This is a genomic window from Mojavia sp., assembly GCF_059505145.1.
Genome location: NZ_JCACKA010000065.1, coordinates 51,710 through 68,550, shown reverse-complemented (window position 1 = coordinate 68,550; position 16,841 = coordinate 51,710). Strand labels below are relative to the sequence as shown.

12 protein-coding genes are annotated in these 16,841 nt (G+C 41.4%); 6 read left to right on the top strand and 6 right to left on the bottom strand.

The genetic code is table 11. The annotated features are described in order from the left end of the window. Positions 1-95 precede the first annotated feature (95 nt). The 4 genes from AC5JL8_RS15285 to AC5JL8_RS15270 all read left to right on the top strand — a co-directional run bounded on the left by AC5JL8_RS15285 (position 96) and on the right by AC5JL8_RS15270 (position 5,088). Positions 96-1,109 carry a LysR family transcriptional regulator gene (locus tag AC5JL8_RS15285; RefSeq protein ID WP_495880633.1) on the top strand — a complete coding sequence of 338 codons (1,014 nt, stop codon included), beginning with the start codon at positions 96-98 and terminating at the stop codon, positions 1,107-1,109. Between the two features lie 116 nt (positions 1,110-1,225). Further along, on the top strand, positions 1,226-2,632 hold the full coding sequence (locus AC5JL8_RS15280) for a protein kinase domain-containing protein (RefSeq protein ID WP_495880682.1): 1,407 nt from the start codon (positions 1,226-1,228) through the stop codon (positions 2,630-2,632). 290 nt (positions 2,633-2,922) lie between these two features. Continuing rightward, on the top strand, positions 2,923-3,963 hold the full coding sequence (locus AC5JL8_RS15275) for a PstS family phosphate ABC transporter substrate-binding protein (RefSeq protein WP_495880632.1): 1,041 nt from the start codon (positions 2,923-2,925) through the stop codon (positions 3,961-3,963). Between the two features lie 78 nt (positions 3,964-4,041). Beyond that, a complete protein-coding gene (locus AC5JL8_RS15270; RefSeq protein WP_495880631.1) occupies positions 4,042-5,088 on the top strand; it encodes a PstS family phosphate ABC transporter substrate-binding protein in 1,047 nt (348 codons plus the stop codon). Between the two features lie 32 nt (positions 5,089-5,120). Here AC5JL8_RS15270 and AC5JL8_RS15265 read toward each other — a convergent pair whose 3' ends face one another. Next, complete coding sequence (locus AC5JL8_RS15265; protein WP_162396694.1) at positions 5,121-5,879, bottom strand: Crp/Fnr family transcriptional regulator; 759 nt, start codon at positions 5,877-5,879, stop codon at positions 5,121-5,123. A 221-nt stretch (positions 5,880-6,100) separates the two neighbouring features. On the opposite strand from AC5JL8_RS15265, the gene AC5JL8_RS15260 reads away from it, so the two are divergent. Next, positions 6,101-7,081 (top strand): DALR anticodon-binding domain-containing protein, encoded by a 981-nt coding sequence (locus tag AC5JL8_RS15260; protein WP_495880630.1) that lies wholly within the window; start codon positions 6,101-6,103, stop codon positions 7,079-7,081. 613 nt (positions 7,082-7,694) lie between these two features. Here the strand turns inward: AC5JL8_RS15260 and AC5JL8_RS15255 are convergent. Together AC5JL8_RS15255 and AC5JL8_RS15250 are read right to left on the bottom strand one after the other, a co-directional pair. Beyond that, positions 7,695-8,570, bottom strand: a complete 876-nt coding sequence (locus tag AC5JL8_RS15255) for a Cof-type HAD-IIB family hydrolase (protein WP_495880629.1) — start codon at positions 8,568-8,570, stop codon at positions 7,695-7,697. Between the two features lie 397 nt (positions 8,571-8,967). After that, the gene (locus tag AC5JL8_RS15250) at positions 8,968-9,666 is read right to left on the bottom strand and encodes a choice-of-anchor E domain-containing protein (RefSeq protein ID WP_495880628.1); all 699 of its coding nucleotides are present in this window, start codon (positions 9,664-9,666) and stop codon (positions 8,968-8,970) included. A 498-nt stretch (positions 9,667-10,164) separates the two neighbouring features. On the opposite strand from AC5JL8_RS15250, the gene polA reads away from it, so the two are divergent. Beyond that, positions 10,165-13,086: a DNA polymerase I gene (gene polA, locus AC5JL8_RS15245; RefSeq protein ID WP_495880627.1), complete on the top strand. Its 2,922-nt coding sequence runs from the start codon at positions 10,165-10,167 to the stop codon at positions 13,084-13,086. A gap of 79 nt (positions 13,087-13,165) precedes the next feature. Here the strand turns inward: polA and AC5JL8_RS15240 are convergent, their stop codons facing one another. From AC5JL8_RS15240 to cofH, 3 genes are all read right to left on the bottom strand, one after another. Continuing rightward, on the bottom strand, positions 13,166-14,665 hold the full coding sequence (locus tag AC5JL8_RS15240) for a family 10 glycosylhydrolase (RefSeq protein ID WP_495880626.1): 1,500 nt from the start codon (positions 14,663-14,665) through the stop codon (positions 13,166-13,168). 448 nt (positions 14,666-15,113) lie between these two features. Beyond that, entirely contained in the window at positions 15,114-15,509 is a 396-nt protein-coding gene (gene psb27, locus AC5JL8_RS15235; protein WP_495880625.1) for a photosystem II protein Psb27, read from the bottom strand. Positions 15,510-15,630: 121 nt separating this feature from the next. Next, positions 15,631-16,764 carry a 7,8-didemethyl-8-hydroxy-5-deazariboflavin synthase subunit CofH gene (cofH, locus tag AC5JL8_RS15230; RefSeq protein WP_495880624.1) on the bottom strand — a complete coding sequence of 378 codons (1,134 nt, stop codon included), beginning with the start codon at positions 16,762-16,764 and terminating at the stop codon, positions 15,631-15,633. Between the last annotated feature and the right edge of the window lie 77 nt (positions 16,765-16,841).

The following is a 16,841-nucleotide window of genomic DNA, read 5'->3' as shown; positions in this document are numbered from 1 at the left end:
CAAGTTTAAGATGCAATAAATCGCGCCTAGCTTGCTAGCTGTGAACGCTGATTTCTTGCCAAAGCCGCTCCTTTCTTGTTTGTGGGTTTAGCCTTATGTCTGACCTTCCTTTCACTTTAGATCAGTTACGTATTCTCAAAGCGATCGCCGTAGAAGGGAGCTTCAAGCGCGCCGCTGATAGTCTCTACGTCTCCCAACCTGCCGTCAGCTTGCAAGTGCAAAATTTAGAACGGCAGCTTGATGTACCTTTATTTGACCGTGGAGGACGTCGTGCCCAATTGACCGAAGCTGGGCATCTACTTCTGAGTTACGGTGAAAAAATTCTCAGTCTGTGTCAAGAAACCTGCCGCGCTATTGAGGATTTGCAAAATCTCCAAGGCGGAACTTTAATTGTCGGTGCTTCTCAAACCACCGGCACTTATCTTTTACCTAGAATGATCGGGATGTTTAGACAAAAATATCCGGATGTAGCGGTACAATTGCACGTCCACTCTACTCGTCGGACTGCTTGGAGCGTAGCTAATGGACAAGTTGATCTAGCCATTATTGGCGGCGAAATTCCCGGCGAATTGGCAGAATCTTTAGAAATTCTTCCCTACGCCGAAGATGAATTGGCGCTAATTTTACCTGTCTTTCATCCCTTTGCAAAACTTGAAACCATTCAAAAAGAAGACCTTTATAAACTACAATTCATTGCTCTCGATTCTCAATCGACCATTCGCAAAGTAATTGACCAAGTGCTAGCACGCTGTGAAATTGATACAAGGCGCTTTAAAATCGAAATGGAATTAAATTCCATAGAAGCAATTAAAAATGCTGTGCAATCCGGTTTAGGCGCTGCTTTTGTCTCTACTTCCGCTATAGCGAAAGAGTTACAAATGGGCGTATTGCAATGTGCCCCAATTGAAGGAGTCATTGTCAAGCGCACACTGTGGCTAATTTTTAATCCTAATCGTTATCGATCCAAGGCAGCAGAAGCCTTCAGTCAGGAAATTTTGCCCCAGTTTGCTACCCCTGGATGGAACCAAAATGCGTTAAAATTAGCACAAAAAAACCTAGTAGTAACTACATTGGATGCAGTGACGCCCAACTCCTCTGGCGAAGGCTAGTATTTTATCATAGTCCTAGTCAGTAGGGGCACGGTACTGCCGTGCCCATACACTCGTCATTAGTGGTTCGTCAGGGGCTTTTGGCTTCAAGAACTGACCAAGGACATACCAAAGCAATGGAAGTTTACTGCACTCGTCCACGCTGCCCGCGTCCACAAAACTATTTCGCGGATTTAGATCATCAAACAACGCTAAAAACAGCGCAGCAAAAATACTGTACTAGCTGTGGAATGCCACTCATGCTAGATGGTCGCTATGTGCCAATCAAGCTGTTAGGAAGGGGAGGGTTTGGAGCAGCATTTTTGGCCTATGATCGCCGGATTCCTGGGATGCGTCAATGCGTGGTTAAGCAGTTTCAACCTACGGCAAATTTAACCTCCACTCAAATGCAACTGGCGCAACAGCTATTCGAGCGAGAAGCAGAAGTTTTAGCGCAGTTGGGCAACGAACACGATCAAATTCCTGACTTGTTTGCTTTCTTTCCAATAACAGTTCAGAGCTTGCAACCGGGACAAGAAGACCAGTTTTTTTATTTGGTGCAAGAATATATTAATGGACAAAACCTAGAGGAAGAATTAGTTAAAACAGGCAAATTGTCCGAACAAGACATTTTATTAGTATTACAAGAAATTCTCAAGGTACTCAAGTTTGTCCATGACAGAGGAATTATTCACAGAGATATCAAACCTTCTAACATCATGCGCCGTTATGATGGGAAGCTCTTCCTGCTAGATTTTGGCGCAGTTAAGCAAATTACAAACGCTCCTACTGGTTCTTCCACGGGAATCTATTCTATGGGATTTGCACCGCCTGAGCAGATGGCTGGAGGACAAATATTCCCATCTACAGATTTATATGCCTTGGCTGTAACTGTTTTAACCTTGCTGACGGGTAAGGAAGCAATACAGTTATTTGATACCTATAGCAACCAGTGGAAATGGCGAACACAAGCGAATATTAATCCTCACCTAGCTGATATCTTAGATAAGATGCTCTTACCAGCTGCTAATCAACGCTTTCAGTCAGCCCAACAAGTATTAGATGCACTGGTAGAAAACAATACAGCACAGTTCATACCACCTACACAAATTCCGTCGAAACTCCATGTAAGCGCATCGTCACAAGCCGCGCAAAGCTCTAGTACCGTTATCTCCCCATCATTACCGAATATACGGAGATTTTCTACATGGGAATTATTAGGCGGAGCAGCCTTTAGTGGGTTTGAAGGTGCATTGATCGCGATCGCTGTTTTCAGCCTGATCAATAATCCAATAATCACTCTTAGCGTTTCCTGCGTGATTTTAGGAATCCTGATTTTTGCCCAAACAAAGCGGTGGATTGAAAAGTTAGATTTAATAATTATTCCGGTAATTACTTTTACTATTATCTTTTTTCTACCATTTTTGCGGAGCGAACTTGGCATTCAGCAAGTGGTTATTTTAGCAATTGCCGCAGCCTTGGTAAGCATTGCAGTAACAGCACTATTTCGTATTATTTATAAATTGCTTTCTCTAATTTTGTAACTTTATTGTTTTAGAATGCCATTTTAAAATCATAAACATACAACAAATTTCATATAATCCTGACGGTTTACCATAAATATTTATAACAAAATTGGCTTTTTACTATTGGGCAATCTCAATGTTCCAGCCCAATTCTGCAATTGATTCTCGGTATCTACTTTCGCACCGGAGATAAATTTGTGCTAATTCCCCCATCCGCCATTAAAAATTATCAAGTTAACCTACTGTTAACCTAACAAAGTCCTCAAAATGGGACATTGCGTTTATAGACAAAAATCACAGCAACAACTATGTCACCAAAAAAGGCAACTAATGAAACTGGGATTTTGGTTTTGACTTTAGCGATTACGCTAGGGTTGTTGGGTGGTATATTTTGGTGGTTGACTAACAGATCTGGTGTAATTAATAGTGTTACTAAAAACCCATCTCGCCAGATTTTACAATCGAATGGCGCAATTTTTGACCAAACGCTCAATGTTCCTTCAGGATTATTTAGCTATGGGGGTAGCACTACTTGGGCACCTATCCGCAAAGAAGTAGATCCTAAAATTCAACAGTTTTGGCCTCAGTTTCAATTGCGTTACACTCAACCAACCACGAGTCCCCCTGGATCTGGTAGTGGAATCAAGATGCTGCTGGATAACCAGTTGGCTTTTTCTCAGTCATCTCGCTCCATTAAGGATGAAGAATACGAGAAGGCACAACAACGCGGCTTTAAACTCAAAGAAATTCCTGTAGCGATTGATGGTATTGCGATCGCAGTTAATCCTAGTCTCAAGATTCCCGGTTTAACTTTAGCTCAATTTCAAGATATCTATACAGGTAAGCTTACTAACTGGCAACAGGTGAGTGGCCCAAATTTACCTATCACAGCTTACTCTCGGTCTCTGGAAGAGGGAGGCACAACCCAGTTTTTTGAAGAAAATGTGTTGGGAAAAGAAAAATTTGGTTCCAATGTTAAATTCATCTCCACAACAACTCAAGCTTTAAAAGAAGTAGCGAAGAATCCAGGGGGTATTTATTATGCCTCTGCTCCGGAAGTTGTCGGACAATGTACTGTTAAGCCTTTGCCATTGGGACGAATATCTGACGAACTAATTCCGCCCTATAAAGAGCCTTTTGTTCCCCTGCAAGAGTGTCCACAACGGCGTAACCAAATAAATGCAGCTGCTTTTCAAAAAGGTGAATACCCGATCACTAGGCGATTATTTGTAATTGTTAAACAAAATGAACAAAGCGACCAGCAAGCGGGAGAAGCCTACGCTAACTTCCTACTGACAAATCAAAGTCAGGAATTAATTGCTAAAGCAGGATTTGTCAGAATTCGCTAATAAAGTACTTGTTGTGCAAACTACATTCTCAAATAGTAAACATTTATATTTAGCCAAAATAGGGGCTATCTACTATTTATGTCCCAAAAAAATGAAATTCCTATTCTCGTTTTATCTGTTGTGATAACTGTTGGGCTGATAGCTGGTGGCTTTTGGTGGTTCACAAGAAATCCTACTATTAACCTGAATAAAATTAGTGCTAGCAGCAAAAATACGCCACAAACTCCAACAGCACAAGCTAGCGGCAAAACTTTCGCTGCTGTGCAAAATGTCCCCGTAGGATTATTTAACTACGGAGGTAGCACATCTTGGGCACCAATCCGATTGGCAGTTGACCCAGCAATTCAACTAGCGCGACCAGAGTTTCGGCTGCGATATGTAGAACCCAACAATGCCTCCCCTGGTTCTGGTACTGGCATACAGTCATTAATTGATGGTCAACTAGCTTTTGCACAATCCTCAAGACCATTTCTGGATCAGGAATTAAGCCGTGCCCAGCAGCGCGGGTTTGGTCTTAAACAAATCCCTGTGGCAATTGATGGATTAGCGGTAGCAGTGAATGCCAACCTCAATGTTTCAGGGCTGACTTTAGACCAGATTAAGTTGATTTACACTGGCAAAATTAACAATTGGAGCCAACTGGGTGGCCCCAATATTCCGATCAAGCCATATTCCCGTCGTATCACCGATGGCGGCACAGTAGAACTTTTTGTGCAAGACATTTTGGGTGGTCAACCATTCGGATCTCAAGTAGAGTTTGTCTCTACAACCACCCAAGCCTTACAAAAGTTGGCTGGTAGTCCTGGTGCTATCTATTACGCTTCTGCCCCAGAAGTGGTTCCTCAATGCTCAATAAAACCTTTGCCTTTGGGACGAACGCAAGGGCAATATATTGCTCCCTACCAAGAACCATTTGTCTTGCCTTCTGAATGTCCTGGGAAACGAAACAAGTTGAATATTGAGGCTTTTCAATCGGGTAAATACCCGATTACTCGCAATCTGTTTGTCGTAGTCAAAGAAACTGGCCAAATTGAGGAGCAAGCAGGGGTTGCTTATGCCAAATTACTTTTGACTGAGCAGGGGCAGGAACTGATTACCCAGGCTGGGTTCGTCAAAATTCGCTGACACCTGCTAGTGATGGTAGATTCTGAAGCGTTTTAGCTGGCTCTATTAATCGACTCTGCTGGTAAGCAAATGAGATTATCCCCTTGGGTGAGGATTAAACCACGTTGACGCAACTTGCCCATCAAGCGAGTAACGGTGACACGAGTCGAACCGATCGCACTGCCAATTTGGGCGTGAGTGAGGGGGAAAGGCAAACAATAACCGCGAATCACATCAGGGTCGGTGTCGCTCATTGCAGGCTCCCCATATTCCTCAATCAACAATGTAAGGAATCCTAAGAGCCGATCAATGGTGCGCCGTTGTCCCAAAGCACTCAGCCACAGCAACTTGCGCTGATGCTGGTACCTAAAGGCATCCATGACTTCCCGACGGAAGTGAGGCCAGTTATCTAAATCATGCCAGTACATCCACAGCACAGCAGTTTGGTCAACATGAGCGTAGGCTTGGAGCGTGAACGGTGACTGAGCAACAATTTCAAACGGTTGTCCCGCTCCGACAAAACCCAAGAAGGCTTCTTCTGGGGTTCTATTAATTCGACGAGACGTTAACTGACTGGCAGTGGCGCTAACCTGGGCGGTTCCTACCATACGAATCGCACCCCTTTGCACCAAATATAGCAATCCAGGTCGAGCTGGAATGCGCTCATCTTTGCTGAAGGTGCGGCAGCGGTAGTGTTCTTGAGCCCAATCAAGAATTCGTTGCCAAGTCAAAAAAGGGCGTGATGCCTCTGAAAAGGAGGATGGAGATTGCATAGGTAACAAAGAGCGTTCGGCTGAAGACAAAGACGTCATAAAAAGGTGCAAGGAGTGTCTTTGTGTTGGCGAGGTAGACTTAACGCCTAAAAGCGCCAGCCATCCAAAGCGTAGAAGGCAATTTGCTCTCTACTCTTTTTGTTATACTTCTTACTGTACAATGATGGTAGTAAAGTTTACCCACTATTCATACAATATTCATCAAATTTTATCCTACTCTCATTTTTCTTTATCTAGATTAAACTTATGACTTTGGATAGATGACAGATCATCAAGGTATCTGGAATGAAAGTTTATTTACTAGTAACTACGTGCATAATAAGCTACTAGTTAGTAATTATACAGCAATTAAACAGTTAATATATAGTCATTTATTAAATGTTATAAGTATTTATACTAAAAAACAGGAAATTCAATGCATAAAATATAAAGAATTGCCTCTATATAAAGGTAGAGACAAGAGAAGGATTTTGTATATTACAGGTATAGCCCAGCAGTTAGCAAAATCTCAGAATCAAGAAGCTGTGAAGATTGCCAGTGCGATCGCCTCTGATTTATCGGCGACCTGTGAAGACGTTTTCACTGTTCAAATTGTTCCCCCTGGTTGGATTCATTTGGAATTGACGCACCCAATCTTAGCGGCTTGGTTACAAAATCTCGCTGTTGGTAACTTAGGGGAAGAAGGCGCAATTAGCACAAGAGAAACCAAAATTCACAATCCCCAATCCAAAACTGAAAATCCTTCTAGCTTGTTTATTGTTCAATACGCCCATGCACGCTGCTGCTCGCTACTGCGTTTGGCTGACCGAGAAGGATTAATTCAACTGAGCAAAGGATTTCCTAATACAAGCGAGAACTTTGAGCAGCAAAAACCACTTCTTGGAGCATTGGTGCCAGCTTTTTGGAGTTTAATCTTCCCCAATCCCATACCTTGGCTCAATTGTGAGCACCAACTTAGCCTCAATCATCCAGCAGAGAGGCATCTGATTAGCGACTTAGTGCAAGTAGTAGACGACTTGCACTGCCATACTTTTGCCAGTTCAGTTAACTGGCAAAAAGCAGCACTAGATTTAAGTCAAGCTTTTGAGAGCTTCTGGTGTAATTGCCGTATTTGGGGCGAGGTGAAAATTACCTCACTAGAGTTAGCTCAAGCCAGACTAGGATTGATAATGGTTACTCAGAGGATGTTCCGATTGTTGCTAGAAGAAAAACTGGGCGTATTTGCGCCCTTAGAGTTATAAACTTAGTAGTGTCGTATCTTGTTGAATCCAAGATAAATTCGATAATTTGTAGATACATGTGGATTGAATTGAAATATTTATTTGAGGTTTTGCCATTAATTAATTGCTCATTTCACATCTAACTAAAGAGAGAAATTGTCTCCTCTGTGCCTTATCAGCCCAAACTAGCATATATTATCAGGTTACTAGCTTGGTTCTTTGTTCATAAATATTCTAATAGTAAAATTTGTAACTCTTTAATTAAACACTTTTTTAATCAAAGCAGTTTCAAGAATTCAGTTAGGGTGTTATTACTCAACTCAAGAGCCAATAAATATCTTTAGAGGTAGGAAGTTTTATTGACTTCTCCCAAAAGTCAGAAAAAATCCTTATTTTAGGATTTAATTTTAAAAAACAAATACCTACGTAATTTTGCTATTTAGGTACGTGTCATTCGACAGTAAAGCTTCTGAGGAAAAAATAGAACTTTTTATCACAACTATTGACTCGATTAATCACATCGGCTATATTAGCAGGTGTGTGAGGAGCGAACCAGCAAGGGCACCGAGACGAAACACGGCCAGTCGTCGGTGTCCTTTCTGATTTTATAAAAGGCTGGTTTGCAAGAGTGCTTTTAAGATATTAAAAATTTTTCAATTGCTACTGCGGCTCCATCTTCCTCTACAGTAGGAGCTACCCATTGAGCGATCGCTTGTACTGCATCTGGTGCATTGCCCATGGCTACACCAATGCCAGCGTACTCTAGCATTTCTAAATCATTGAAATTATCGCCAATAGTCATGACGTTGGCTCTTTGTAATCCCAGTAATTCTTCAGCTAAGTAACGCACAGCAGTTCCTTTGTTGACAGAGGCGTTAGTTGCTTCAAAGAATGTAGCAACAGATGTTGTGAGATAAAGTTCAGCAGGTGTATATTGGCGACGCAAATTGCCTAATAAGTTGTCGATTACATCTGTGTCATCACACAAGGCCAAAACTTTTGTTGGTTCATTAGTTAAAACGCGACGTAAATCACCTACGGGAATCGCAGTAATACCAGAACGTTCCGCATAAATTTGAGTTTCTCTAGTTAACTCTCGCACGTAAAGCTGGTCATTAATGTAGAAATGGACAGAGAGGAGTGATCGCAACTGAGGTTGTTCAAAATAATCTAGTAGCTGATGTGCAACTTCTCTAGAAACAGCTAAATGGCGATGAATTTTCTGGGTGGCTGGGTCTTGAATCCAGGCTCCTTGATAGGCTGCTAATGGTAAGACAGAGCTAATTTCTTGGTGAAAGCGCAAAGCAGAGCGATACATCCGACCGGTGGCGATCGCTACTTGAATTCCTCGTGCTTGTGCTGCTGTGATCGCTTGCTTTACAGGTGTGCTTATAGTGTTTGACTGTCCAGAAATTGTGCCATCTATATCTAAAACCAATAGTTTAATACCTTCTGTAGCCATAGCCTGATTGTTAATGGATGCCAAATGAGTAGCAGATGCTGTGTGCATAAAATCCTAAAAGGATGTTTGAACTCCCAGTAAGAGGGTAACAGGCTCTAGGCAATATTGGGAGGTAATTCAGACAAAGTAGATTGATTTTATGAATAATATTGATGAGCCTAGCTAATTCCAAAAAATACTATAATGGATAGAATCTATTCGTTATTAATTAACATTCTTTATTCATTAGTTTTTTTTAATAAAACATCTACATTTACGCAAAAAGCCCGGATTTTAATTGAATCCAGGCTTATATTCATAGAGGAAATCTTAAAATAATCATCAAAAACTGGTAAATTACTACCAGTTTAAAAATGAGTTGGCAACTGAGACTTATACTTGAAAGTTACCATTGCACAAGCAAGTTTATTGGCAAATACAAAGAAATTTACCCATTCTATAAAGCCTATAGGTTAGAAACTTTGTGCCGACTTTTTTTGCTTTGTGTTAGTAAACCCAGCCCTGCAATTAGACCAATCCCAAGTATCGGAGATGATTCAGGTATTGGCTGAGGTAGTTCGTTGTAATTATATGTAACTTCGAGCGATCCTTGAGCAAATGTATTGATTTGAGATGATACGTTACCCGGCCCTATCACCACTGAGCGAGCTATTGCTGTGAACAAAAAGTCTAAATTTGCATTACCGATGAAAGGATTCAAATTATCCAGACCTTTAGTTAAAGTCTTAGTAGTTGAGCCTGTGGTTATCTGTTCTGGAATTGAGATTGTAGAAAAGCCAGCAATTGTGAAATTAGAGGTTTTTGTGGGACTGAGATCGATATTAAACTCATCCTTGAGATTTAAGCTGAGGTTAGTACCATAAGTTTCACCACCAAGAATAATTGTTGTCTTGCTAGAGTTTGGCCCTGTATTTGTTAGTTGTCCATCTGCTTTCAGATCGGCTTGATATTTTATTGTGACACTTTGAAGCTCACCTAGAGATGAATTAAATTGTTTAACACTAAGATTTGTTTCATAATCTGTACGTGCAAAACCTGTAGAAGTAGAAAATGACAGAGAAGCTGCATTAGCTGCTCCAGTTGTAGTGACAATACCTGCTAAGGTCGTAGCAGCAGCTAAAGCATTAAAAATTTTGGAATTCATAGAATAATATTTTCTGAAAAGATGATTGCTAGATTCCTCATTTATTTCTAACTCTAAACTTTTGCTTCTAGGCTTGCTAAATATACTTAAATTTGTATGAATTTTTGATAATGAAGCGGATTTAAAAATACTAAATTTGAAATTGACCATTCCAAGTTAAGTTAAAGAAGCGGAAATTTGTTATTGATAACTAGAAATTAGGTGCAGCAATAAACTGGCTCTCCTACAAAAATTTGAAAGTTTACAACAAAAGGTTTTAGTTTTTTAAATTTTTAATTATGTGGTAGTAGTACTAGTTTTTAAATCCGCACTGAATTTTCAGTGGTCTCTCATAGTTTTTACGGAGATTGTGCCCGAATTTGTTCCACAGGGTTGAATCGTTCTGTGAAGTGCAAGAGCAATTGATATGCTGAAACTGCATCACCATTATCAAACCCCAGCAGAAATCGTACCTAGTACCGGAGTACCAGGATGTAAGCTTCTGGCTAAAATAAGGCTATGTCTCAAACTTCCTCTTCTACAACCGCAACACGCCCCACGTTCATCCTCGTAGATGGGCACTCGCTGGCCTTTCGTTCATACTTTGCTTTTGCCAAAGGACGAGATGGCGGACTACGTACCAAAGCAGGGATTCCTACTAGTGTATGTTTTGGCTTTCTTAAGTCGCTGCTAGAGGTAATGGCAACACAACAGCCACAAGCAATGGCGGTAGCCTTTGATTTAGGTTTGCCAACTTTTCGTCATGAAGCTGACGATACCTACAAAGCCGATCGCCCAGGAACGCCAGAAGACTTTGTTCCTGACTTGAAAAATTTGCACGAGTTACTAGAAGGCTTCAATCTGCCGATTTTTACTGCTCCTGGTTATGAGGCAGATGATGTTTTGGGAACCTTAGCACAAAGAGCAACTGCCGCTGGGTATAAAGTGAAGATTCTCACAGGCGATCGCGATTTATTTCAACTAATCGACCCAGAAAAAGAAATCACTGTTCTGTATTTTAGTCCAGACGCCTGGAAGCGCTCTACATCTAGCATTGTCGAATTTGGTGTAGCAGAAGTTAAAGAAAAACTGGGTATCTTACCTTCGCAAGTTGTTGATTTCAAAGCGCTTTGTGGGGATAAATCTGATAATATTCCTGGAGTCAAGGGAATTGGGGAAAAAACAGCAGTACAGCTACTCAATACCCATAATTCTCTGGAACAGATCTATACCGCATTGAACGATATTAAAGGAGCAACTCAGAAAAAACTGGCAGAAGGTAGAGAAGACGCGCAAAAATCTCGCTACTTGGCAAGTATAGTTCTTGATGTTCCTTTAGAAGTTAACTTAGAAGATTGTAAATTAACAGGGTTTGATGCCAGCATTCTCACACCAATTTTAGAAAAGTTAGAATTAAATAAATTTTTAGGCAAAATTAACGAAATTCAGCAACAGTTTGGTGGCAAAATTGAAGCAGCACCAAAAGCAGAAACTGTTGATACTGAACCCGAATTTGAAGACGCAGACCTTTCATTTTTCAGTTTTTCTGACACACAAGCCGCACAACAGCAACCTGTTTCACAAATTCAACCAAGCATTATTGATACTGAAGCCAAACTCACTAAGTTGGTAAAAGTGTTGCAACAATTTACTAATCCAGAAATACCTGTTGCTTGGGACACAGAGACTAGCGATTTAGAACCACGGGATGCTGATTTAGTAGGAATTGGCTGCTGTTGGGGAACTGAACCAGAGGAATCAGCTTATATTCCCCTTGGCCATAAAACAGGGGAAAATTTAAATAAAGATGTGGCGCTAGCAGCACTACGCCCCATTCTTGAAAGTGCCACTTATCCTAAGACATTTCAGAATGGAAAATTTGACCGCTTAGTTTTCCGTTGTCAAGGAATTAACTTGGCGGGAGTTGTGTTTGATCCGATGCTAGCGAGTTACGTTCTGAATCCAGATACTAGCCATAATTTGAGTGATTTGGCACTGCGATATTTAGGATTATCGCTGCAAAATTATGTGGATTTAGTTCCCAAGGGAAAAACCATTGCTGATATAGATATCTCTGCTGTAACAGATTACTGTTGTTTGCAAGTTTATGCCACATTTCAACTGGTAGCAAAATTGCGTGAGGAACTGGAGAAGTTTCCAGTTTTGGATAAGCTATTGATGGAAGTGGAACAGCCGCTAGAAGAAGTTTTAGCGGAAATGGAATATACAGGTGTCCGCATTGATTCAGCTTACTTAAAAGAACTTTCGCAGCAATTGGAAATAGATTTAGCAAAGCTGGAGGAAAAAGCTACTGAGATAGCTGGAGAAAAATTTAACCTGGGTTCTCCCAAAAAATTGAGCCAGATATTGTTTGAAAAATTAGGATTAAGTACTAAATATTCCCGTAAAATTCAAACAGGTTACTCTACGGATGCAGCAACTTTGGAAAAGCTCCAAGAAATTGATAAAACTGGTTTTGTTGATGCCATCATTGAGTACCGTACTCTATCTAAATTAAAGTCTACTTATGTGGATGCTCTACCAGCATTGGTGCGTCTAGATACCCAGCGAGTTCATACTGATTTTAATCAAACGGCGACATCAACTGGCAGATTATCTTCTTCTAATCCAAATTTACAAAATATCCCCATTCGTACAGCTTTTAGTCGCCAAATTCGGAAAGCATTTTTGCCAGAACCAACCTGGTTAATGGTGGCTGCTGATTACTCGCAAATTGAGTTGCGGATTTTAGCTCATTTGAGTCAAGAGCCAATATTGGTGCAAGCCTATCAGCAAAATGAAGATATTCACACAGTGACAGGAAGGTTGGTGTTTGAGAAAGAAGATATCACATCAGATGAACGAAGGGTGGCGAAAACTATCAATTTTGGTGTGATTTATGGAATGGGTTCTCTAAGATTTTCGCGTTCAACTGGGATAGATAAAGCTGTTGCTAACGAATTTATTAAACGCTTTAACGAACGTTATGCGAAAGTATTCGCATATTTAGAGCGGATGAAAAAAGAAGCGATCGCCCAAGGTTATGTAGAAACTATTCTCGGTCGTCGCCGTTATTTTGATTTTACTATTAACAGTTTACGCAAACTAAAAGGTAGCAAACCAGAAGATATTGACCTAAGTAAATTGAAGAATTTAGGTGCTTATGATGCAGGTTTACTGCGCTCCGCTGCTAATGCACCCATTCAAGGTTCTAGCGCCGATATTATCAAAATTGCAATGGTGAGATTGCATGAGGTCTTATCTAAATATCAGGCGCGTTTGTTGTTGCAAGTTCACGATGAATTAGTATTTGAAGTCCCGCCCGATGAGTGGGAAGAATTACAACCACAAATTAAATCTGTGATGGAAAATGCTGTGCAGTTGAGTGTGCCTTTGATAGTGGATGTGCGTGCGGGTGAAAATTGGATGGAGACGAAGTAAGGCAATCACTCCTACAAACAAAGGGGAGGTAGACAACTAAGCAAGATTCTCCCCCTACTTGTATAATCAATCCTGGTAATCATTGATTCCGACAGAATTTGCGATCGCTATCATCCTGAGGGTATTGCCAAGAATAAGCAAAATGGCTCACTCCCTTCAGCTGAGGAGAAAATTGGCGGAGTGCCTGCATTTGTGCTTCTAGGGATGGACGATTGCTGATCGATGCTCCCCACTTACCCGCTAGAGCTGGAATCACTTGTGTACCTGGTTGCGCCATGCTCAAAACCCGTTGTACTTGCGTCACAATACAACTGGCGTTACCGCAAGCCCCATAAGCCATTGGATGCCATTGTAACGAACTAGGGAACCTATCCCAAGGTTGTAAGCGAGAATCATAACCTTGTCCTAATGTTTGGTTACCATCTGAGAAAAACACCACTCCTGCGGGAATCTTTTGCTGCTTTACTGGGAGAGTCGCTAAGGCTACAAAATCCACGATACCTTGCATCGCATGGGCAACGCAGAGCAGCCACAAATCCCATTGCAAAAGCGGTTGTCTATCGGTGGGAGTCAGGATGGACTTTTGCTGTGGCGCTAAAGTACGACCTTGCCAAAGGGGTTCTCCTTCCTGAGGATAAAGTTGATCTACTTCAGCAATATCTCCTGCGGTTATATATCCCTTACCCAAAAAGCGGCGAATCAAGTCCAATCCTTTGTTATTTTGCGCTCGTTGAAATAAAGCTTGTTGAGTTGCTGAACTATATAACCATAAATCTGTGACTTTGGTAGCGACAGAATTACTTCCTGTTTGTCGTGGATAGCGCACATAGTCAAATAGCAGCCCATCTGGCCGACGGCGCAACACCTCTTGTACCATTTGGTAATAGTCGCGTTTTGCTTGCAAATTGTAGGGGTCAATAAATACTTGAGGACTGTTATCTACAACATATAAGCTCGTCTGACCTTTGCCATTACGGGCGATCGCATCTTCTCTATCTCGACGTTGGGCGTAGGTATAGCCGAAATTGATAGTGAACATCCAGGCATAGACTTTTAAACCGCGTTGTCGCCCTTTTTGAATTGCAGTGGCTAGTAAATCCACTTTTTCTGCCCCTGGGGTACGAATCACAGAAGGCCAAATTGTGGGGTTGGCGGCTGCTGGCAAAAGTACCTGTCCGTCATAAAATACTTCCAAATAAACTTGGTTATAACCACGGTTGACAATTCGATCCATAATTTTATCCAGCACTCCGGGCTGAATATCGCAGGGATACAAACGCAACCACAGTGCCTGAGTTTGTGGCCAAGTGCGACTACGGCATTGCTGTATTTCTTGTGCGTGTTGTTTTAACATCTGTTGGTAGCGCTTCTGGGCATCTTTATTGCCTCTTAGTGCTGAAAGGCGTAACTTTTCTTTTTCATTTGCAACTGTTGGTGATAATTGGCAATATTCCGTTACTTGTGCCTCTGCTGGTTGGTTACCAAAACTGGGAATTAACAGACTACTACTGAAAACGACAGCGAATAGGCGTCGCCAAAATAACATTGATTTTGCAACGTTTAAGGAACGGTTAGACATACTTAAAAGTAGATGAACAAAACAATAGACTTCTGGGAAAAATCAGGTAAAAGTTAAAGGTCAAGGGTAAAAGCAATATAATTCTGCTTTTTCCTTTCTCCTATAATCCTTTGCCTATCCCTTGTAAAAGACACTTGTGTAAGAGGTATAATCATAAACCCCAAATCAAACGACTTAGGGCAATGTGTATCAAATTCTATATTGTAAAAATAGGGGTTTTGGAGCCTAGTTTTGAAAGACTCCTAAACCCCTATTTCTGTTGCCACATTTTTTATTGAGTTAAGTTCGTCTCAATTTTGAGTTGCTTGATTTGTCGTCAATGACAATACTCTGGGATATTATATGTAATTCAAAATTCAAATTCAAAAACTATTTAACTGATTCAAACATACTCGACCAAGTAGTCAAGAGTCTCAAGTTTAGACTCTTGACTTAGCTGCGCGGATAGTTAAGAACCACGCTTTAGCGCTGCCTCTACTTGATTGAACTCTTGTTCTAGGCGATTTTTAAGTTTTTGTGGTACAGGACGATTTGGGTAAGAACTGTAGTGTCCGGCTAGGGAATTTAGAGCTGTTCGCATAGTGGTAAACGAGCTAAGACCAGAAACAGAGTTAGCTCGTTGGTAGCGAGCTGAAAAGTCGTTAATTTTTTGACGCGCTTCTGCTTGAATTGCTGCCTTGTTTGGTGAATCTTGTGATAACTCTAGGACATTTCTCATAATCTGGACTACAGCTAAGGTGTCCTGACGATAATCCCCTGTCAAACTATCCGGACTAGAACAGCCCATTAAGCTGATGGATACAACTAAAACTAGGGCAAGCAGACGCGACCAATAGCGCTTCATAAGCATTTAGTGAAACAACGCATAAATCAACGTCCATCGTATCTTGGATTGGTATCCTGGGGATCAGGAGTAAGGATGAAGGATCAAGGATGATTAGGGAATTTTTCTCTTAGTTTATGGTTCATACTTTCTGATACAGAGTATCTCTTTGCTGGTAAGGTCTTCCTATAGAAGCGATCGCCATTTGTAAAGTTTCTACTTCCATGCATGTACCACCCACAGCACCAGCCATTGTAGTAATATGCTCTTCCATCAATGTGCCACCAATATCGTTACAGCCCCAAACTAAAGCTTCCTTAGCGCCAGCAAGCCCCAGTTTTACCCAACTCGGCTGATGATTAGGAATCCAATTACCTAAGAAAATCCGCGCCACAGCACCCAGTAGTAGGGCATCATTTAAAATTGGTTGATCGCGCCCCACACGACGACGTAAGGGTTTAGGAGCTTCTTGCCCAACAAATGGCAATACAATGAACTCGGTAATTTTCGCTGGATATCCTTGATTGATGGCAGTTTGTTGGAGCGATCGCAATTTTTCTAAATGTCCTATTTGCTGTTCTGGTGTTTCAATATGCCCTGATAGCATCGTGCTAGTAGTATGCAAGCCTAATTTGTGGGCTGTACTAACAATTTCTAGCCAAGTGGCTGTGTCAATCTTCTCTGGACACAGTACCCGCCGCACTTCATCATCTAACACCTCAGCGGCTGTTCCTGGCATTGAGCCTACACCAGCATCTTGTAATGCCGCAATGACATCAGCATACTCAAGTCCATCCACTCTGGCGATAAATTGCACTTCCTGAGGAGAGAATGCGTGTAAGTGTACTTGGGGAAATTCCTGCTTGATGGTTTCCACCAGCTTGAGATAATAAGGCAAAGATTTATCGTTGATTTTCGCCTGTGGATTCAATCCCCCCTGCATACAGATTTCCGTTGCTCCCCGCCGCACTCCATCTGTCGCCTTTTCCAAAATTTGTGCCCAATCTAACCAGTAAGCACCTACATCACCATCATCCCGACGAAATGCACAAAAACTACAGTGCTGCTCACAGATATTAGTAAAGTTAATATTACGGTTAATTACGTAAGTTACCGTATCACTAGCTTGAGTGTGGCGGAGTTTATCAGCTGTCATCCGAATGGCAGCGATCGCCTCTGGGTCTGTTTGCTTTAATAATACCAATCCCTCTGCGAGAGATATATCGTACCCCATCAGAGCACGGTCAAGAATACCATCAACAGTTTTATGCTTCACAGCGCATCAGTGACAACCAGGTTACTCCTACTATTTTGCCAGGAAATCTTGATGAGGCTAAAATCCTAGACACGCAT